Source organism: Pantoea rwandensis (assembly GCF_002095475.1).
GTDB lineage: Bacteria > Pseudomonadota > Gammaproteobacteria > Enterobacterales > Enterobacteriaceae > Pantoea > Pantoea rwandensis.
The window spans coordinates 67401-86149 of sequence record NZ_MLFR01000026.1; the positions used below are offsets into that span (position 1 = coordinate 67401).

Here is an 18749-nt window from a genome sequence, read left to right on the forward strand (position 1 = left end):
TCGCACAGATTCGAGGCTACGGTTAACATTATGCTGAACAAAAATAAATTATTCGCACAGCGGGAGGTTAATGTGATCCCGGACGTATCTAAAGCGCTCTCCTGGCTGGAAGCGCATCCCGACGCGTTAAAGGGTATCGGCCGTGGTATTGAACGTGAGACTTTGCGCGTTAATCCAAATGGTCACCTGGCAACCACCGGACATCCTGAATCTTTGGGTTCAGCGCTGAAGCATAGTTGGATTACCACCGATTTTGCCGAAACGCTGCTGGAGTTCATTACACCTGTCGATCAAAGCATTGATCGGTCACTGGCATTCCTGCGTGATATTCACCGCCACACTGCGCGTGAGTTGGGTCAGGAGCGTATGTGGCCGTTCAGTATGCCTGGCTACATCGATGATGTTGAGAATATTGAGCTGGCGCAATACGGCAACTCCAACATCGGGAAAATGAAAACGCTGTATCGTCAGGGGCTAAAAAATCGCTATAGCGCGTTGATGCAGATTATTTCAGGTGTGCACTACAACTTCTCTTTGCCACTGTCGTTCTGGCAAGAGTGGGCGGACGTAAAAGATGCGGAAAGTGGCAAAGAGACCATTTCTGCCGGTTATCTGCGTTTGATCCGCAACTATTATCGTTTTGGCTGGGTGATCCCGTACCTGTTTGGTGCCTCACCGGCAATCTGCTCGTCCTTCCTGCAAGGTCGCGAAAGCAAGCTGCCGTTTGAAACGGACGGCAAAGGCACGTTGTGGCTACCGTATGCGACTTCGCTGCGTCTCAGCGATTTAGGATATACCAACAAGTCGCAAAGCGGTTTGGGCATCACTTTTAACTCACTTGACGGTTATGTCGCTGCGCTGAAAGCGGCGATCAAAACCCCGTCAGAAGAGTATGCGGCGATGGGAACCAAAGATGCAGACGGCAACTGGTTGCAGCTCAACACCAACGTGTTGCAGATTGAAAACGAATTGTATGCACCGATTCGTCCAAAACGTGTGACGCGTTCGGGAGAGGCGCCTTCTGATGCGCTGTTACGCGGCGGGATTGAGTACATCGAAGTACGTTCTCTGGATATCAATCCGTTCTCCGCCATTGGCGTGGATGCTAATCAGGCGCGTTTCCTCGATCTGTTCCTGATCTGGTGTACCTTGGCGGATGCACCTGAAATGAGTTCCGACGAACTGTTATGCAGCCGTAAAAACTGGAACCGCGTGGTGATGGAAGGACGTAAACCGGGTCAGGTGATTGGCGTAGGTTGTAGCGATACCGAACATTCACTGGTTGAGGTGGGCAAGGCCTTGTTTGCCGATCTGAGTCGCGTTGCGGAAGTGCTAGACAGCAACTACGGTAGCACGCAATATCAACAGGTTTGCGATCAACTGGTGGCATCGTTTGACGATCCTGAGCTAACCTATTCTGCGCGTATTCTTCATGCGATCAAAGAGAATGGCCTGACCGGAGCTGGCGTGGCATTGGCAGAGCAGTATCGCCATCTGCTGTGTGAAGAGCCGTTAGAGATTTTGACGGAAGATGACTTTAGTCGTCAGGCGTTGGAGTCTGTGCAGGCACAGAAGACGTTGGAACAGAGCGATACGCTGGATTTCGAAAGCTATTTGGCTGGTCGCGAAGGCTAAAAAAGAAAATGGCCACATCACTGTGGCCGAAATTAACATCTCTGTTGTCAGGGATGATGATAACAAATGCGCGTCTTTCATATATTCAGACGCTGGGCGAACGGAAAAGTTTCATCGTTTTAAAAAAATTCTCAAAACAGGAGGTGACGAATGCCACTACTGGATAGTTTTACTGTTGATCACACCATCATGGGCGCACCTGCCGTGCGCGTAGCCAAAACCATGAACACTCCGCATGGCGATACCATCACCGTTTTTGATCTGCGCTTCTGCCGTCCGAATATCGATATTCTGACTGAGCGCGGCATCCACACGCTGGAGCACCTGTTTGCGGGCTTTATGCGTAATCACCTCAATGGTGAAGGTGTGGAAATCGTTGATATCTCGCCAATGGGCTGCCGTACTGGCTTTTACATGAGCCTGATTGGTGAGCCTGATGAGCAGCGCGTGGCTAAAGCCTGGAAAGGGGCGATGGAAGACGTTCTGAAAGTGAAAGAGCAGAGCCAGATTCCAGAATTGAATGAATATCAGTGTGGTAGCTATAAGCTGCACTCACTCGACGAAGCGCAGCAGATTGCGCGTAACGTGTTGGCGCATGATATTGGCGTTAACCGCAATGAAGATCTGAAACTGCCAGCTGATAAGCTGAAAGAGCTGCACATCTAGTTTTGCTATAGCAGAGACGAAAACGCCGCGATGATCGCGGCGTTTTTTTTTTGCGTTAAGAACCGACGGAAGATTTTAACGGATGGTGTGGCGTGATGCGGACTTGTTTCACCATGTTGTCCTGAACATCCAGGATATCGACATCGTACTGACCAATTTTCACGCGACGGGCAACCTGCGGAATCTCTTCAAGTGCTTCGAGTAACATACCGTTGATGGTGCGCGCCTCGTCTTCAGGTAATGTCCAGTTGAAGGCTTTATTGATTTCACGCACGCTGGCGCTGCCTTCAATCAGCACGGATCCGTCGTTTTGCGGCATGACTTCTTCAGCCAATGAAGGTGACATGGAAGTGGTAAAGTCGCCGACAATCTCTTCCAGAATATCTTCAATGGTGACCAATCCTTTGATATCGCCATACTCATCAACCACCAAACCAGCCTTCTTCTTGTTGCGCTGGAATTTTACCAGTTGAATATTCAGCGGCGTACCTTCCGGCACATAGTAGATCTCATCAGCAGCGCGAAGCAGGCGGTCTTTGTTGAATTCTTTCTTCTCAGTCATCATGCGCCAGGCTTCACGAACACGCAGCATGCCGACGGAGTCATCTAGCGAATCGCGGAACAACACAATGCGGCCATGGGGCGAATTACTCAGCTGGCGCACAATCGATTTCCAATCGTCATTGACGTTGATACCGACAATCTCATTACGCGGCACCATGATGTCATCGACGCTGACTTTTTCCAGATCGAGCACAGAAAGCAGCATGTCTTGATTGCGACGTGACATCAGCGAGCGCGACTCGTGAACAATAGTGCGAAGCTCTTCTTTACTCAGCGCCGAACTGATTGAACCATCGGTTTTGATCCCGACCATGCGCATCAACATGCGCGTAATGGTATTCAGCAACCATACCAGCGGCAGCATCACATATTGCAATGGACCCAACAAAACGCTGCTGGGATAAGCCACTTTTTCTGGGTATAGCGCGGCGATGGTCTTGGGCAACACTTCGGCAAATATCAGCACGACAAAGGTCAAGATGCCCGTGGCAATCGCAACGCCAACATCACCGTATAGGCGCATACCTACAATGGTACCGATGGCTGAGGCGAGGATGTTGACAAGGTTATTGCCGATGAGAACCAGGCTTATGAGGCGATCAGGGCGACGCAGCAATTTCTCGACTCGGCGTGCGCCGCGGTGACCCGTTTTGGCTTTGTGACGCAACTTATAACGATTGAGCGTCATCATGCCGGTCTCTGAACCGGAGAAATACGCAGAGACCAGCACCATGATGACCAGCGTAATGATCAGCGTGGTGGTTGAAACATGTTCCAACGCAAAAATTCCTTTAGTGAGAAGTGAGCAGGTGCTGTAGCACGCGACTGCCGAAGTAAGCCATGGTTAACAGCAGCGCACCGCCGCAGTTGAACCAGACAACACGGCGTCCACGCCAGCCCTCGTGATAGTGCCCCCAGAGCAGAACGATATAAACAAACCAGGCGATGATGGAAAGGACCGCTTTATCGACATTTTCCGCGCTAAACAGGTTATGCATGAAGAACAAACCGGTGCACAGCACCAATGTCAGCAGCACCACACCTATCTGCGTGATATGAAACATCTTGCGCTCAATACTGAGCAGCGGCGGCATATCCTGGGTAAAAGCCAGCTTCTTATTTTTTAACTGATAGTCGATCCACGCGAGTTGAAGCGCATAGAGGGCGGCAATGATCAGCGTAGCATAGGCAAACAGCGACAGGCCGATGTGAATCATCATACCTGGCGTGGTTTCCAGATGGGTGATAAAGGCATTTGGCACAAATGTCGCGAACGCCAAATTGATCAGCGCAAAGCTGTAAACAATCGGCAGTAGCAGCCAGCCACGGTTGCGCGATGCAACGATGGTCATGATGGCGCAAATTAGCAGGCTAACCAGTGAGCCAATATTCAGCAGGCTGAGATTTTGTCCGTTATCGACGGCAAAAATGCGTTGTTGCAGCGCCACGGCATGGGCAATCAGCGCTATGCAGGCCGAAAGCACGGCAAAACGACGCCAGCCACCGTTGCGTTTCAGCAGGCTAGGGATGATCAATGCAAGACTGAGGGAGTAGGCGAACAGCGCCACGATCGCGAAAACGGACATAGATCCTTTCAGGTGTCGGTCAGATAAGGAAAAAAGCAGTATAGCGCCAGCCGCATCAGGCTCCAAACGATCTGAAGGTCAATTGCAGAGATCGCTGAGGCTTCGTGCTATAATCCGCCGCATTGTGCCGCCAAGGCGGCCTCGCTACGGTCCTAAGTGAGAGAGCATGTTTGATAATTTAACCGATCGTTTGTCGCAATCCCTGCGCAACATCAGCGGCCGCGGAAGGCTGACCGAAGACAACATTAAAGACACGTTGCGCGAAGTGCGCATGGCATTGCTGGAAGCTGACGTCGCGCTGCCCGTGGTGCGAGATTTTATCAATCGCGTAAAAGAAGCCGCGGTTGGTCATGATGTGAACAAAAGCCTCACGCCAGGCCAAGAGTTTATCAAAATTGTGCGCAACGAGTTGGTTGCCGCAATGGGCGCAGAAAACAATGCATTGAACCTGAATGCACAGCCGCCAGCGGTAGTGCTGATGGCCGGTTTGCAGGGTGCGGGTAAAACTACCAGCGTGGCGAAGTTAGGTAAATTTCTTCGCGAGAAGCACAAGAAGAAAGTGCTGGTCGTCTCTGCTGACGTTTATCGCCCTGCGGCAATCAAACAGTTGGAAACCCTGGCTGAGCAAGTGGGTGTCGATTTCTGCCCCTCTGACCTGAGCCAGAAGCCGGTCGACATTGTGCAGAACGCACTGAAAGAAGCCAAACTGCAATTCTACGATGTACTGCTGGTGGATACCGCCGGTCGTTTACACGTTGATGAAGCAATGATGGACGAGATCAAACAGGTTCATGCCGCGATTAATCCGGTGGAAACGCTGTTTGTTGTCGATGCGATGACCGGCCAGGATGCGGCGAACACGGCGAAGGCCTTCAACGAAGCGCTGCCGTTAACCGGTGTCATTCTGACCAAAGTCGATGGTGATGCGCGCGGTGGTGCTGCACTATCGATTCGTCACATTACCGGCAAGCCGATCAAATTCATGGGGATGGGCGAGAAGACCGACGCGCTGGAAGCGTTTTATCCAGATCGTATCGCTTCACGCATTCTCGGCATGGGCGACGTGCTGTCGCTGATCGAAGATATCGAAAGCAAAGTTGACCGCGAACAGGCGGAAAAACTGGCGAAGAAGCTGAAAACCGGTGACGGTTTTGATCTCAATGATTTCCTCGAGCAGTTGAAGCAGATGCGCAACATGGGCGGCATGGCCAGCCTGATGGGCAAGCTTCCGGGCATGGGCCAGTTGCCAGATAACGTCAAGTCGCAGATGGATGACAAAGTATTGGTTCGCATGGAGGCCATAATCAATTCGATGACCTCCAAAGAGCGGCAGAAGCCTGAAATCATTAAAGGCTCACGCAAGCGCCGTATCGCGACCGGTTCTGGCATGCAGGTGCAGGACGTCAACCGTTTACTGAAACAATTCGACGACATGCAGCGCATGATGAAGAAAATGAAGAAGGGTGGCATGGCCAAAATGATGCGTGGCATGAAAGGTATGATGCCGCCTGGATTCCCCGGCCGCTAAGGCGACCGGCAATCAGCCAGTAAATTGACACTCTTAGGTTGCTTTTTTCGCCAAAATGAGTAAAATTTTCGGGCTTTTTATATTGCGCTCGGGTTCCATCCCTCGATGGAGCCCGAGCGCTTTATTAACTAATGAGGATGTTATGGTTACAATTCGTTTGGCACGTCACGGCGCGAAAAAGCGTCCGTTCTATCAGGTCGTCGTTACTGACAGCCGTAATGCTCGTAATGGTCGTTTCATCGAGCGCGTAGGTTTCTTCAACCCGATCGCATCTGGTCAGGCTGAAGGTCTGCGTCTGGATCTGGACCGTATTGAGCACTGGGTTGGCCAGGGCGCAACGCTTTCTGATCGCGTTAACGCGCTGATCAAAGAAGCAAAGAAAGCAGCTTAATCTGTCACGGTGGTGAGCATGAGCATTAAACCTGCCGCACAGCCTCTCGTTAACCCGATTGTTTTGGGCAAAATGGGGGCCGCTTACGGGATTCGGGGTTGGCTCAAAGTGTTTTCCTCCACTGAAGACGCTGAAAGTATCTTCGACTACCAACCTTGGTTTATCCAGCGCGCCGGTAAATGGCAGCAGGTCGAACTTGAGGGTTGGAAGCACCACAATCAGGACCTGATCATCAAAGTCAAAGGCATTGACGATCGGGACGCTGCGGCACAGTTAACCAATTGCGAAATTACGGTTGACTCCACGCAGCTGCCAGCGCTGGAAGCAGGTGATTACTACTGGAAAGACCTTATGGGTTGCAAGGTAGTTAACCTCGACGGCTACGAGATGGGAAAAGTCATTGATATGATGGAAACCGGCTCGAACGACGTTCTCGTCGTAAAGGCAAACCTGAAAGATGCATTCGGTGCGCAAGAGCGGTTAATCCCGTTTCTTGATGAACAGGTTATCAAGAAAGTCGATCTCTCTACTGGCACTATTGAAGTAGATTGGGATCCTGGTTTTTGATCTCCGGACAATCCGGTAACGTAACGGCGAACGCGATGTGGATTGGTGTTATTAGCCTGTTTCCAGAGATGTTTCGCGCTATTACCGAGTACGGGGTAACTGGCCGGGCAGTAAAAAATGGCCTGCTCAACATTGAAAGCTGGAGTCCTCGTGACTTCACGCACGACCGGCACCGTACCGTGGACGAACGTCCTTACGGCGGCGGACCGGGAATGTTGATGATGGTGCAACCCTTACGGGATGCAATCCACGCAGCGAAAGCGGCGGCGGGAGAAGGCGCTAAGGTGATTTATCTTTCACCTCAGGGTCGCAAACTTGACCAACAAGGTGTTTGCGAGCTGGCGACCAATCAGAAGTTAATTCTGGTGTGTGGTCGCTATGAAGGTATAGATGAGCGCGTGATTCACACTGAGATTGATGAAGAATGGTCAATTGGTGATTACGTACTCAGTGGTGGTGAACTACCAGCCATGACGTTGATTGACTCAGTCGCTCGGTTTATTCCCGGCGTTTTGGGAAAACAAGCGTCAGCCGAAGAGGATTCATTCTCGGATGGTTTGCTGGATTGCCCGCACTATACCCGACCTGAAGTGTTAGAAGGGATGGAGGTTCCGCCAGTCTTACTGTCGGGCAACCATGCCGATATTCGCCGTTGGCGCCTGAAACAGTCGCTGGGCCGTACCTGGCTAAGAAGACCTGAACTTCTGGAAAACCTGGCTCTGACTGAAGAGCAAGCACGGTTGCTAAATGAGTTCCAACGGGAACATCATCAGCAACAAAACGATCAGGCGGAAGAGTAATCTTCCCTGACTATCAGTTTACCCAGGATATAGAGATTTAATTATGAGCAACATTATCAAGCAACTTGAACAAGAGCAGATGAAGCAGGACGTACCTTCATTCCGTCCGGGTGATTCCGTGGAAGTGAAAGTATGGGTCGTTGAAGGTTCTAAGAAGCGTCTGCAGGCATTCGAGGGCGTGGTTATCGCTATTCGTAACCGCGGTCTGCATTCTGCATTCACTGTTCGTAAGATTTCAAACGGCGAAGGCGTTGAGCGTGTCTTCCAGACTCACTCTCCGGTAATTGACAGCATTTCTGTCAAACGTCGTGGTGCTGTGCGTAAAGCCAAACTGTACTACCTGCGTGAGCGTACCGGTAAGTCAGCTCGTATCAAAGAGCGTCTTGGCGCGTAAGCGACATCCCAAAGTTAATAGCAAACAAGGGGTTGGCCTAAGGGCCAGCCCCTTTTTTATGGCCGCTTGAGATGATAAATCGCGCTATTTACGGGGCCACTATCGAGGATGATTAAACCATAGCGGTAATCGATAAACTCAAAACCACTGCGTAATGCCACCGCACGGCTGGCATGATTCTCCTCAGCAGCGATAATCTCCAGTAAGGGGATCTGCGTGTGCTTGAAGCCAAAGTCCACTAATTGAGCCACTGCACGTGTTGCGACACCTTGCCTTTGTGCATCGCTGCGAACCCAATAGCCTAATGCATTAAATTCCTCAGGCCGCTGTGCAAATCTGATACCCGCGCCGCCGAGTAAACGATCATTGCTATCGACAATAGCAAACTCATCCGCTTCACCATTACTACGCTGCATATGAGTGAAATTGATCCAGCTGGCTGCTTCCTCTTCGCGGTAATCGTGATGCGCCCACACCATCCATGGCAGCAGGCTGGTTAGAGACTGGTTGACCGCCGTAGTAAAGGCGCCAGCATCCTGTATAGCGAAAGGAAGTAGGGTGATATTGGACGTTGACATCCTCAGATCCTGAAAAACGATGAATAACAAAATGTTAATGGAAAAAGATGATGTTGGCATTTTTTCAATAAAATGGCAGTGTAATTTATTATTTACACTTGTTAGCATTACCTTGATGGGTTTAGTTTTATTAAATATATGTATTTAATCGTTTTTGTGTAGGGTTGATGTCAGGGTTTCAATTGGTGGTAATAAAAGTGTACATGAGTGGATTGCAGAATGTACATGTTGTGATACAGTAAGCGCCATCCTCAGTGAGGATCCCAAACCGCATAAACGAGTAAAAAGGATCGCTATCATGCAGAAAGACGCGCTGAACAATGTCCATATCGCCGACGAACAGATTTTAATCACCCCGCAAGAGCTGAAAGCTAAGTTCCCGCTGACTGCGGCGCAGGAAGCGCAGATTGCTGCTTCCCGTCAGACTATTGCCGATATCATTGCGGGTCGCGATCCGCGTTTGTTAGTCGTCTGTGGTCCCTGTTCGATTCACGATACCGAAGCGGCACTTGAATACGCTCGTCAGCTACAAACTCTTTCTGCACAGTTGAAGGATCAGCTGTACATCGTTATGCGCGTTTATTTTGAAAAACCTCGTACCACTGTTGGCTGGAAGGGGTTAATCAACGATCCTTACATGAACAACTCGTTTGATATGGAAGCCGGGCTGCACATTGCGCGTCAGCTGCTGGTTAACCTGGTTGAAATGGGGCTGCCGTTGGCAACGGAGGCACTGGATCCTAACAGTCCACAGTACTTGGGCGATCTGTTTAGCTGGTCAGCAATTGGTGCTCGTACCACTGAATCACAAACTCACCGTGAGATGGCCTCGGGCTTGTCCATGCCGGTCGGTTTCAAAAATGGTACTGATGGAAGCTTGGGCACAGCGATTAACGCGATGCGTGCCGCTGCGATGCCACATCGTTTTGTCGGTATTAATCAGGCGGGGCAAGTTTGTTTGCTGCAAACCCAAGGCAACCCAGACGGTCACGTGATTTTGCGCGGTGGTAAAGCACCTAATTACGGTCCAGAAGATGTTGCACAGTGCGAAAAAGAGATGCTGAAAGCGGGACTGCGCCCAGCCTTAATGATAGATTGCAGCCATGGTAATTCTAACAAAGACTATCGCCGTCAGCCGGGCGTAGCCGAATCGGCTATTGCGCAGATTAAAGATGGAAATCGCTCCATCATTGGCCTGATGTTGGAAAGCAACATTCACGAAGGCAACCAGTCTTCTGAACAGCCACGTAGCGAAATGAAATACGGTGTTTCTGTAACTGATGCCTGCATCAACTGGGAAACCACTGAAACCTTGCTGCGTGAAATCCATCAGGATCTGCAGGGAGTGCTGTCGGCGCGTCTGTCACACGAGGTGTAATGAGTCATGGTGGCTGAACTGACCGCGCTGCGCGATCAAATTGATGAAGTAGATAAAGCCTTGCTTGGGTTATTGGCCAAACGTCTTGAACTGGTAGCCGAAGTCGGGGAAGTGAAAAGCCGCTATGGCTTGCCGATTTATGTTCCAGAACGTGAAGCCAGTATGTTGGCTTCACGTCGTCAGGAAGCCGAGAGTCTCGGTGTCTCGCCAGACCTGATCGAAGATGTGCTGCGTCGTTTAATGCGCGAATCCTATGCGCATGAAAATGACAAAGGTTTCAAAACGCTGTGTCCAACGCTGCGCCCCGTCGTTATCGTGGGGGGCGGTGGCCAAATGGGGCGCCTGTTTGAAAAGATGTTAACCCTGTCGGGTTATCAGGTACGTATTCTTGATAAAGGCGACTGGGATCGCTCCGATGAGCTGCTTAAAGATGCAGGCATGGTCATTATCAGTGTGCCAATCCATCTCACAGAGCAAATCATCGCCGAGCTGCCTAAGCTGCCGGAAGACTGCATTTTGGTTGATTTGGCGTCGGTGAAGAACCGTCCGCTGCAGGCGATGCTGGCTGCACATACTGGACCAGTTTTGGGTTTGCATCCCATGTTTGGTCCTGACAGCGGAAGTCTGGCGAAGCAAGTTGTGGTGTGGTGTGATGGTCGTCAGCCGGAAGCTTATCAGTGGTTCCTGGAGCAGATTCAGGTTTGGGGCGCGCGGTTGCATCGCATTAGCGCTGTAGAACACGATCAGAACATGGCATTCATTCAGGCACTGCGCCACTTTGCCACTTTCGCTTACGGCCTGCATCTGGCGGAAGAGAACGTCAATCTGGACCAACTGCTGGCCTTGTCCTCACCGATTTATCGTTTGGAGCTGGCAATGGTAGGGCGGTTGTTTGCTCAGGATCCGCAGCTATACGCAGATATCATCATGTCTTCGGAGAGCAATCTGGCGCTGATTAAACGCTATTATCAACGTTTTGGTGATGCGATTAAATTGCTGGAGCAGGGTGATAAACAGGCGTTTATCAAGAGCTTTGAAGGCGTCGCCCATTGGTTTGGCGATTACGCTCAACGCTTCCTGGTGGAAAGCCGAAGTATGTTACGTTCGGCTAACGACAGCCGACAATAAAAAGAAGGCATCCGCGAGGATGCCTTTTTCACTTACAGTCGCGGTTCGACCGGCACCACATTTTCACCGGGATAGCAGCCAAGCACTTTCAGAGACAGCGTCAAATCACGCAGTTCTTTCAATGCCAACTGCATATTCTCTGATTGCAGATTACCTTGTACATCGATGTAAAACATCTCTTCCCACGGATTGCCGTTGATTGGGCGGTTTTCCAGCTTACTCATGATCAAGTTGTGATTACGTAACACCAGCAGTGCTTCTACCAGCGCACCGGCTTGCTGACCGGTTGCCATGATCAACGTTGTTTTGGCTGGCACTTGGCCAGAGACCTCAATCGGTTTACGCGCCAACACAATGAAACGGGTATGGTTTTGTTGCTGGTTAGCCAAATTCCGTTCCAGCACCTGCAAGCCATACAATTCACCGCCTGCCTCACTGCCTAATGCCGCCACTTTTGGTGAATTCATCGCCGCGACCTTTTCCATTGCCGCGGCAGTGCTCTCGGTATATTCGATTTTCCATTGCGGGAAACGATTAATGAACTGGCTGCACTGCTGGAATGGCTGAGGATGGCTATAAACCGTTTCAATTTGCTGTAAGTCGGTATTGCCGTTGACCAACACACAGTGTTCGATAGGGATGGTTAGCTCACCGACGATGGAGAGCGTCGTCTGCTGCAACAGGTCATAGACGTCGTTGATGGAACCTGAGCTGGTATTTTCGATTGGCATAACGGCGTAATCAGCTTGGCCACTCTCAACCTGATAAATAATGTCGTGGAATTTCAGACAGCCCATCTCAACCATTGAATCAAAATGACGTGAGGCATATTTACGCGCTGCGAGGTGAGAGTACGAACCTTTGGGGCCTAGAAACGCGATGCGCGGTGCGTGCGCGTGCGGATGGTTTAAGTTTTTTTGCAGTAGCGCTTGTTGAGTGAGTACTGAATCTTCAATCACCAGTTGGAACAGGCGGGTAATGTAGTGTGCATCAAGCTGATGCTTCTTGCCGAGTGAGATCAGGTTTTCCAGCAGGGCGCGTTCGCGTTCAACATCACGTATAGGGCGATGAGTAGCCAGTTTCGCCTGTGCAACTTCAACCGCCAGCGAACGACGCTCGGCCAGCAGCGTTAACAACTTTTCATCAACGGCGCTGATCTTATCGCGTAATGCCAGCAGGGGATTTTCGGGATTCATAGGGCTCACCTGTAAAATGTCCAATAAAAAAGCCTCCCTTTTGGGAGGCTTTGTTGTTCGTCTTCGCATTCATTTTCACATGACGAATCGCCTCCCAATTAGGGGAAGGTAAAAAAGAATGCGAAGAAGAACGGTAAATGTTTCATGTGTGTTTCCTGCGTTAATGTGAACTGAGATTAACCGCAGTGATTAAAAGCTGTCAATAAAAAACGCGCCCGTGGGCGCGTTACTAGAAAAGGGTGATTTATCCCGCAGGGCTAAAATCTTTCATGCTGCTGGTTGCACGGCGCGCTTCAGGTTTATGCTGCGCCTTATTAAGTTGTCGTTCCAGCTTAGCAATCAAGTCATTGATGGCCGTGTACATATCTTCGTGTTTCGCGCTGGCGACCAGCGTGCCGTTTGGCGTATTAATGGTGGCATCAGCCACAAATTCTTTCGGCTCTTTCGATAACACGATGTGCGGATTTATCAGGTGAGTTTGCCACTTTTCCAGCTTGGCGAGACGGTCTTCGACATGGTTGCGGATAGCCGCAGTGATTTCCATTTGTTTGCTGGTAATGTTCAGAATCATAGTTAAACCTCTCTGTCATTTCCGTCTGGGTAGGTCCAGCATACCGCGCAATACAAGAAAATGTGTGATCCAGATCACATTAGAATGTCACTTTTTGTCAAGGCCAATGAATTGTGAGAAAGGCCGGGAAAGTCGCGGAAAATGCTTGAAGGGCAGGGAGTAAAAGAGCAAGATTGATGAGTTAACCGCAGCGCAGAATCAGCAACTTGCCTGATTTATGTGCAAAAAAAAGCAGCCATCAGGCTGCTTTTTTTAATGGCCGTAAAATCAGGACTGATTATTCGCCGCAATGATTTTCGCAACTTTGTCCGCTTCTGCAGTCAACTGCAGCTGACGATAGGCATTTTCCATTAAAGGCAGTGCTTTGTGCGTCGCTTCGGTATCTGGGAAATCTTTCATCATCCCTTCAACACGGTTAACAACGGCGACATAGGCACCACGCTTGGTATAGAATTGCGCCACCGAGAGTTCATACTTTGCCAAACGCTCTTTCAGGTAGGCCAAACGTTTCTGCGCATCCTCAGCATATTGGCTGTTTGGATAGCTACGCAGTAACTGTGAGAAGTCACGGAAAGCATCACGAGCGTGCGTCGGATCACGATCGGAACGATCGATACCGAAGAAGCCCTGCAGTGCAGAATCATCCAACGCCATATCCGTCAGACCTTTCATATAGATGACGTAGTCGATGTTTGGATGAGTCGGATTCAAACGCATAAAGCGTGTGATAGCGGCTTGCGCCAGTGGCAGATCGGCATTTTTGTAGTACGCGTAGATCAAATCCAGCTGCACTTGCTGCGAATATGGGCCAAATGGATAGCGGTTATCCAGTGCTTCCAGTTGCTTAATCGCCGCTTTAAAGTTACCGTCCTGCAGCTTTTGCTGGGCTGTGGCGTAAATTTCAGACGGCGGGCTGTCCGGGACGGGATCCGATGAGCCGGAACAACCCACCAGAGCCAGGCTCAGGCTCAATGTGGCAGCAGCCACCAGATGTTTCATACGCGTCATGACGAAATGATTATCCTCAAAGTGTTGTAGCGGAAGCTGTCCGTTTAGCTCCCGATTATGACCTGGTACGATAGCACATTATATTAAACGGCATCGCCGTGAAAACCCAACGTTAACGAAGAAGCTGTATATGGCACAACAAGTTCAACTCACCGCAACGGTGTCCGAAGCACAGCTTGGACAACGCTTAGATCAGACTTTGGCGGAATTGTTCCCTGATTATTCACGTTCTCGCATAAAAGAATGGATTCTGGAGCGTCGCGTCAGCGTCAACGGCACCATCATCGATAAACCGAAAGAGAAAGTTTTCGGCGGCGAGCTGGTGTCAATCGATGCTGAAATCGAAGAAGCGCAGCGCTGGGAAGCGCAAAACATTCCACTGAACATCGTCTATGAAGATGACGATATCTTAGTGATCAACAAGCCGCGTGGCCTTGTGGTGCATCCGGGAGCGGGTAATCCGGATGGCACAGTTTTAAACGCGCTGCTTTATCATTACCCGCCAATCGCTGATGTTCCGCGTGCAGGCATCGTGCATCGCCTTGATAAAGACACGACCGGTTTGATGGTGGTGGCCAAGACGGTTCCGGCGCAAACACACTTGGTGGAAACGCTGCAGCTGCGTGAAATCACACGTGAATATGAAGCGGTGGCGATTGGCACCATGACTGCGGGCGGCACGGTTAACGAGCCTATGGCGCGTCACTCCACCAAGCGTACGCATATGGCGGTGCATCCGATGGGTAAACCTGCCACTACGCATTACCGCATCATGGAGCATTTCCGTGCGCATACGCGCTTGCGCTTGCGTCTGGAAACCGGCCGTACTCACCAGATTCGTGTTCACATGGCGCATATCAATCATCCCTTAGTGGGTGATCCGCTATACGGTGGTCGTCCGCGTCCGCCTAAAGGTGCATCGGATGCGTTCATCGCGACACTACGTGGTTTCGACCGTCAGGCTCTGCATGCCACCATGCTGCGTCTCTACCATCCCATTACCGGGATTGAGATGGAATGGCATGCGCCGTTGCCGCAAGACATGGTTGATCTGATCGATGCGTTGAAAGCTGACACGCATGAGTTCCGCGACCAAATGGATTGGCTATGAGTGAATGGATCATTCCTGACTGGCCTGCTCCGCAGCGCGTTCAGGCATGTTCCACCTTGCGTCATGGCGGTGTTAGCGCTGCGCCCTGGGATTCGCTGAATCTTGGGGCACACGTTGGCGATGCAGAAACGCATGTCCTGCAAAACCGTCAGCATTTGCGGGATAAGCTGCTGCCAGCAATGCCGCAGTGGCTTAATCAGGTGCATGGGCAGGATGTCATTCGTTTACCGGCTGACGCGCTGATACCCAATGCAGATGCTGCTATAACCCGGGAAACCGACGTGGTTTGCGCTGTCATGACTGCGGATTGCTTGCCGGTGTTGTTCTGCAGTTATGATGGTCATGAAATTGCTGCTGCACACGCTGGCTGGCGTGGGCTTTGCAACGGGGTGCTTGAACAGACGTTGCGGCAGTTTCAATCTCCGGCCAGTGAGATCCACGTCTGGCTTGGACCCGCCATCGGCCCTCAGGCATTTGAAGTCGGTGCAGAGGTGCGTGAAGCCTTCATGGCACACGATGCACAAGCCGATGCGGCTTTTCGTCCAGTAGGCGACAAATATTTTGCGGATATCTGGCAGTTAGCGCGTCAGCGACTTCAGGCCGCCGGAGTGCATTCTATCAGTGGTTCTCAGCGTTGCACCTTCACCGAAGCCGCTGATTTTTTCTCCTACCGACGCGATGGAATCACCGGGCGTATGGCAACTTTGATTTGGCTGAGATAGTCTTAGGCCGCAAGACGATCCAGTAGCGTATTTTTTGTTCGCAATACAGGTCATTAACCTTGAAATATTTGAGGGATGACCTCATTTAATCTCCAGTAGCATTTTGACCTGTATTGGAGGAATCATGCGTCTGGATCGTCTTACTAATAAATTCCAGTTGGCCCTTGCCGATGCTCAGTCCCTTGCCCTGGGACACGACAATCAATTCATTGAACCTCTTCATTTGATGAGCGCGTTGCTCAATCAGGAAGGCGGATCGGTGCGTCCATTGCTTAGCGCAGCAGGTGCCGATGTGGCTGGTCTGCGTACCAGTATCGAACAAGCTATCAACCGGCTGCCGCAGGTGGAAGGTACGGATGGCGATGTACAGTCTTCAGCCGATCTCATTCGGGTTCTGAATCTGTGCGACAAACTCGCGCAAAAGCGCGGCGACAACTTTATATCATCTGAATTATTTGTTCTGGCGGCCCTCGACTCTCGTGGTTCGCTGGCGGACATATTGAAGTCTGCTGGTGCAACCACCGAAAAACTCACTAAGGCCATCGAGCAATTGCGGGGAGGAGAGAACGTGAACGATCAAGGGGCTGAAGACCAGCGCCAAGCTTTAAAGAAATACACTATCGATCTGACTGAACGTGCCGAACTTGGCAAGTTAGATCCGGTGATTGGTCGTGACGAAGAGATTCGTCGCACCATTCAGGTTTTGCAGCGCCGTACCAAAAACAACCCGGTTTTAATTGGGGAGCCCGGCGTGGGTAAAACCGCGATTGCCGAAGGGTTAGCGCAGCGCATTATTAATGGTGAAGTGCCAGAAGGTCTGAAAGGCCGTCGCGTGTTGGCACTGGACATGGGTTCGCTGGTGGCGGGCGCTAAATATCGCGGTGAATTCGAAGAGCGCCTGAAAGGTGTACTGAGCGATCTGGCAAAACAGGAAGGCAACGTCATTCTGTTTATCGACGAACTGCATACCATGGTAGGCGCGGGTAAAGCCGATGGTGCGATGGATGCCGGTAATATGCTGAAACCGGCATTAGCGCGCGGTGAATTGCATTGCGTCGGGGCTACCACGCTGAATGAATATCGTCAGTTCATCGAAAAAGATGCGGCGCTGGAACGTCGTTTCCAGAAAGTCTTTGTGGCTGAGCCGAGTGTGGAAGACACCATTGCTATTCTGCGTGGGCTGAAAGAGCGTTATGAGTTGCATCACCATGTGCAGATTACGGACCCGGCGATTGTGGCTGCGGCAACATTGTCGCATCGCTATATCTCCGATCGCCAGTTGCCAGATAAGGCCATTGACTTGATCGATGAGGCGGCTTCAAGCATCCGTTTGCAGATGGACTCGAAACCGGAGTCGCTCGATCGTCTGGAACGCCGCATTATCCAGTTAAAGCTGGAGCAGCAGGCGCTGAAGAAAGAATCGGACGATGCCAGCATTAAACGTCTGGAGATGCTGGAAACGGAACTCGATCAGAAAGAGCGTGAATATGCCGAGCTCGAAGAAGAGTGGAAAGCGGAAAAAGCCTCTTTAACCGGTACACAGAACATCAAGGCGGAACTGGAGCAGGCTCGTCTGGCGATGGAACAGGCGCGACGTGTTGGCGATTTGGGCCAAATGTCCGAACTGCAATACGGAAAAATTCCAGAGTTGGAAAAGCAGCTCACCATTGCGACGCAGTCTGAAGGTAAAACCATGAAGCTGTTACGTAACCGCGTAACAGATGTGGAAATTGCCGACGTGTTGGCGCGTTGGACTGGCATTCCAGTGGCACGAATGATGGAAGGTGAACGCGATAAACTGCTGCGAATGGAGCAAGAGCTGCATGCGCGCGTGATTGGTCAGAACGAAGCGGTCGAGGCGGTATCGAATGCGATTCGCCGTAGTCGCGCAGGCTTGTCCGATCCCAATCGTCCAATTGGTTCGTTCCTGTTCCTTGGACCCACCGGTGTCGGTAAAACCGAGCTGAGCAAGGCGTTGGCTAACTTCCTGTTCGACAGCGACGATGCCATGGTGCGTATCGATATGTCCGAGTTTATGGAAAAACACTCGGTGTCGCGTTTAGTTGGTGCACCTCCGGGTTATGTCGGTTACGAGGAAGGGGGTTACTTGACCGAGGCGGTTCGTCGTCGTCCTTATTCAGTCATCCTGCTGGATGAAGTTGAGAAGGCTCATCCGGATGTGTTCAATATCCTGTTGCAGGTGCTGGATGATGGGCGTTTAACCGATGGCCAGGGAAGAACGGTAGATTTCCGTAATACAGTCGTGATCATGACGTCTAACCTTGGGTCTGATCTGATCCAGGAACGTTTTGGTGCATTGGACTATCCGGAAATGAAAGATATGGTGATGACGGTGGTTGGTTCGCACTTCCGTCCAGAGTTTATTAACCGTATTGATGAGGTGGTGGTGTTCCATCCGCTCGGCGAACAGCACATTGCCTCAATCGCGCAGATTCAGTTGCAGCGGTTGTATAAACGTCTGGATGAACGTGGCTACCAATTGCATATCACGGATGCAGCGCTGAAACTGTTAGGCGAGAATGGCTACGATCCGGTATATGGTGCGCGCCCATTGAAACGGGCTATTCAGCAGCAAATTGAAAACCCGCTGGCGCAGAAGATTCTTTCTGGCGCATTTGTCCCGGGTAAAACCATTGAAATGGATGTTAAAGACGATGTCATCGTCGCGCATCAGTAATGCGATGTGACTTTAACGGGCCTAAGGGCCCGTTTTTTATTGCTCATCACAAGATTTAGGTCGATTTTGCAACGTTTGGGTTAAAGAGTGAGCGGTCGTGCAAAAACTTTAAATTAGCACTTGTCAGCCCTGAAGAAATCCCTATACTGCGCCACCACTGAGACGGCAAAGCGGCAACGCAGACGGCTCAGCAGGGAGTGAAGAAATTCATCCCGCCAGATGAAAAAT

19 protein-coding genes and 1 other annotated feature are annotated in these 18749 nt (G+C 50.9%); of the genes, 12 read left to right on the top strand and 7 right to left on the bottom strand.

Annotated elements, in window-relative coordinates:
* The first annotated feature begins 30 nt into the window (after positions 1-30).
* Complete coding sequence (gshA, locus tag HA51_RS20550; protein WP_084936425.1) at positions 31-1635, top strand: glutamate--cysteine ligase; 1605 nt, start codon at positions 31-33, stop codon at positions 1633-1635.
* 150 nt (positions 1636-1785) lie between these two features.
* Positions 1786-2301 carry an S-ribosylhomocysteine lyase gene (luxS, locus tag HA51_RS20555; RefSeq protein ID WP_084936426.1) on the top strand — a complete coding sequence of 172 codons (516 nt, stop codon included), beginning with the start codon at positions 1786-1788 and terminating at the stop codon, positions 2299-2301.
* A gap of 55 nt (positions 2302-2356) precedes the next feature.
* Here the strand turns inward: luxS and HA51_RS20560 are convergent, their stop codons facing one another.
* The gene (locus HA51_RS20560) at positions 2357-3643 is read right to left on the bottom strand and encodes an HlyC/CorC family transporter (protein ID WP_084936427.1); all 1287 of its coding nucleotides are present in this window, start codon (positions 3641-3643) and stop codon (positions 2357-2359) included.
* Between the two features lie 13 nt (positions 3644-3656).
* Positions 3657-4451, bottom strand: a complete 795-nt coding sequence (locus tag HA51_RS20565; RefSeq protein WP_084936428.1) for a cytochrome C assembly family protein — start codon at positions 4449-4451, stop codon at positions 3657-3659.
* Between the two features lie 166 nt (positions 4452-4617).
* Between HA51_RS20565 and ffh the strand changes: the two genes are divergently transcribed.
* From ffh to rplS, 5 genes are all read left to right on the top strand, one after another.
* Positions 4618-5979 (top strand): signal recognition particle protein, encoded by a 1362-nt coding sequence (gene ffh, locus HA51_RS20570; protein ID WP_084936429.1) that lies wholly within the window; start codon positions 4618-4620, stop codon positions 5977-5979.
* A gap of 142 nt (positions 5980-6121) precedes the next feature.
* Positions 6122-6370, top strand: coding sequence for a 30S ribosomal protein S16 (gene rpsP / locus HA51_RS20575; protein ID WP_007893313.1), 249 nt, complete (start codon positions 6122-6124; stop codon positions 6368-6370).
* An 18-nt stretch (positions 6371-6388) separates the two neighbouring features.
* On the top strand, positions 6389-6937 hold the full coding sequence (gene rimM / locus HA51_RS20580) for a ribosome maturation factor RimM (RefSeq protein ID WP_084936430.1): 549 nt from the start codon (positions 6389-6391) through the stop codon (positions 6935-6937).
* 35 nt (positions 6938-6972) lie between these two features.
* Positions 6973-7737 carry a tRNA (guanosine(37)-N1)-methyltransferase TrmD gene (gene trmD, locus HA51_RS20585; protein ID WP_211282975.1) on the top strand — a complete coding sequence of 255 codons (765 nt, stop codon included), beginning with the start codon at positions 6973-6975 and terminating at the stop codon, positions 7735-7737.
* A 43-nt stretch (positions 7738-7780) separates the two neighbouring features.
* A complete protein-coding gene (rplS, locus tag HA51_RS20590; protein ID WP_034822234.1) occupies positions 7781-8131 on the top strand; it encodes a 50S ribosomal protein L19 in 351 nt (116 codons plus the stop codon).
* A gap of 56 nt (positions 8132-8187) precedes the next feature.
* On the opposite strand, the gene HA51_RS20595 is transcribed toward rplS, so the two are convergent.
* Positions 8188-8709 (bottom strand): GNAT family N-acetyltransferase, encoded by a 522-nt coding sequence (locus HA51_RS20595; RefSeq protein ID WP_084936431.1) that lies wholly within the window; start codon positions 8707-8709, stop codon positions 8188-8190.
* A gap of 298 nt (positions 8710-9007) precedes the next feature.
* Here HA51_RS20595 and HA51_RS20600 point away from each other — a divergent pair, with 298 nt between their 5' ends.
* On the top strand, positions 9008-10087 hold the full coding sequence (locus HA51_RS20600) for a 3-deoxy-7-phosphoheptulonate synthase (RefSeq protein WP_039330814.1): 1080 nt from the start codon (positions 9008-9010) through the stop codon (positions 10085-10087).
* Positions 10088-10093: 6 nt separating this feature from the next.
* Positions 10094-11215, top strand: coding sequence for a bifunctional chorismate mutase/prephenate dehydrogenase (gene tyrA / locus HA51_RS20605; RefSeq protein WP_084936432.1), 1122 nt, complete (start codon positions 10094-10096; stop codon positions 11213-11215).
* A gap of 32 nt (positions 11216-11247) precedes the next feature.
* Here the strand turns inward: tyrA and pheA are convergent, their stop codons facing one another.
* The 4 genes from pheA to bamD form a co-directional block, all read right to left on the bottom strand.
* Positions 11248-12411, bottom strand: coding sequence for a bifunctional chorismate mutase/prephenate dehydratase (pheA, locus tag HA51_RS20610; RefSeq protein WP_084936433.1), 1164 nt, complete (start codon positions 12409-12411; stop codon positions 11248-11250).
* 22 nt (positions 12412-12433) lie between these two features.
* Positions 12434-12558 (bottom strand) — a sequence feature (Phe leader region).
* On the bottom strand, positions 12510-12557 hold the full coding sequence (pheL, locus tag HA51_RS27000; RefSeq protein WP_100703679.1) for a pheA operon leader peptide PheL: 48 nt from the start codon (positions 12555-12557) through the stop codon (positions 12510-12512). Its footprint overlaps the feature before it by 48 nt.
* A 97-nt stretch (positions 12559-12655) precedes the next feature.
* The gene (gene raiA, locus HA51_RS20615) at positions 12656-12982 is read right to left on the bottom strand and encodes a ribosome-associated translation inhibitor RaiA (RefSeq protein WP_084936434.1); all 327 of its coding nucleotides are present in this window, start codon (positions 12980-12982) and stop codon (positions 12656-12658) included.
* Positions 12983-13249: 267 nt separating this feature from the next.
* Positions 13250-13990 (bottom strand): outer membrane protein assembly factor BamD, encoded by a 741-nt coding sequence (gene bamD, locus HA51_RS20620; RefSeq protein ID WP_084936435.1) that lies wholly within the window; start codon positions 13988-13990, stop codon positions 13250-13252.
* 130 nt (positions 13991-14120) lie between these two features.
* Between bamD and rluD the strand changes: the two genes are divergently transcribed.
* From rluD to clpB, 3 genes are all read left to right on the top strand, one after another.
* Complete coding sequence (gene rluD, locus HA51_RS20625; protein ID WP_084936436.1) at positions 14121-15101, top strand: 23S rRNA pseudouridine(1911/1915/1917) synthase RluD; 981 nt, start codon at positions 14121-14123, stop codon at positions 15099-15101.
* Positions 15098-15823, top strand: a complete 726-nt coding sequence (gene yfiH, locus HA51_RS20630; protein ID WP_084936437.1) for a purine nucleoside phosphorylase YfiH — start codon at positions 15098-15100, stop codon at positions 15821-15823. Before rluD ends, yfiH begins: the two co-directional genes overlap by 4 nt.
* Before the next feature lie 124 nt (positions 15824-15947).
* Positions 15948-18521, top strand: a complete 2574-nt coding sequence (gene clpB, locus HA51_RS20635; RefSeq protein WP_084936438.1) for an ATP-dependent chaperone ClpB — start codon at positions 15948-15950, stop codon at positions 18519-18521.
* Positions 18522-18749: the final 228 nt, after the last annotated feature.

Bases quoted from the DNA above. Each gene is read 5' to 3' on its own strand.
- gshA (WP_084936425.1), top strand. From the start codon at position 31: ATGCTGAACAAAAATAAATTATTCGCACAGCGGGAGGTTAATGTGATC.
- luxS (WP_084936426.1), top strand. From the start codon at position 1,786: ATGCCACTACTGGATAGTTTTACTGTTGATCACACCATCATGGGCGCA.
- HA51_RS20565 (WP_084936428.1), bottom strand. From the start codon at position 4,451: ATGTCCGTTTTCGCGATCGTGGCGCTGTTCGCCTACTCCCTCAGTCTT.
- ffh (WP_084936429.1), top strand. From the start codon at position 4,618: ATGTTTGATAATTTAACCGATCGTTTGTCGCAATCCCTGCGCAACATC.
- rpsP (WP_007893313.1), top strand. From the start codon at position 6,122: ATGGTTACAATTCGTTTGGCACGTCACGGCGCGAAAAAGCGTCCGTTC.
- rimM (WP_084936430.1), top strand. From the start codon at position 6,389: ATGAGCATTAAACCTGCCGCACAGCCTCTCGTTAACCCGATTGTTTTG.
- trmD (WP_211282975.1), top strand. From the start codon at position 6,973: ATGTGGATTGGTGTTATTAGCCTGTTTCCAGAGATGTTTCGCGCTATT.
- rplS (WP_034822234.1), top strand. From the start codon at position 7,781: ATGAGCAACATTATCAAGCAACTTGAACAAGAGCAGATGAAGCAGGAC.
- HA51_RS20595 (WP_084936431.1), bottom strand. From the start codon at position 8,709: ATGTCAACGTCCAATATCACCCTACTTCCTTTCGCTATACAGGATGCT.
- HA51_RS20600 (WP_039330814.1), top strand. From the start codon at position 9,008: ATGCAGAAAGACGCGCTGAACAATGTCCATATCGCCGACGAACAGATT.
- tyrA (WP_084936432.1), top strand. From the start codon at position 10,094: ATGGTGGCTGAACTGACCGCGCTGCGCGATCAAATTGATGAAGTAGAT.
- pheA (WP_084936433.1), bottom strand. From the start codon at position 12,411: ATGAATCCCGAAAATCCCCTGCTGGCATTACGCGATAAGATCAGCGCC.
- raiA (WP_084936434.1), bottom strand. From the start codon at position 12,982: ATGATTCTGAACATTACCAGCAAACAAATGGAAATCACTGCGGCTATC.
- bamD (WP_084936435.1), bottom strand. From the start codon at position 13,990: ATGACGCGTATGAAACATCTGGTGGCTGCTGCCACATTGAGCCTGAGC.
- rluD (WP_084936436.1), top strand. From the start codon at position 14,121: ATGGCACAACAAGTTCAACTCACCGCAACGGTGTCCGAAGCACAGCTT.
- yfiH (WP_084936437.1), top strand. From the start codon at position 15,098: ATGAGTGAATGGATCATTCCTGACTGGCCTGCTCCGCAGCGCGTTCAG.
- clpB (WP_084936438.1), top strand. From the start codon at position 15,948: ATGCGTCTGGATCGTCTTACTAATAAATTCCAGTTGGCCCTTGCCGAT.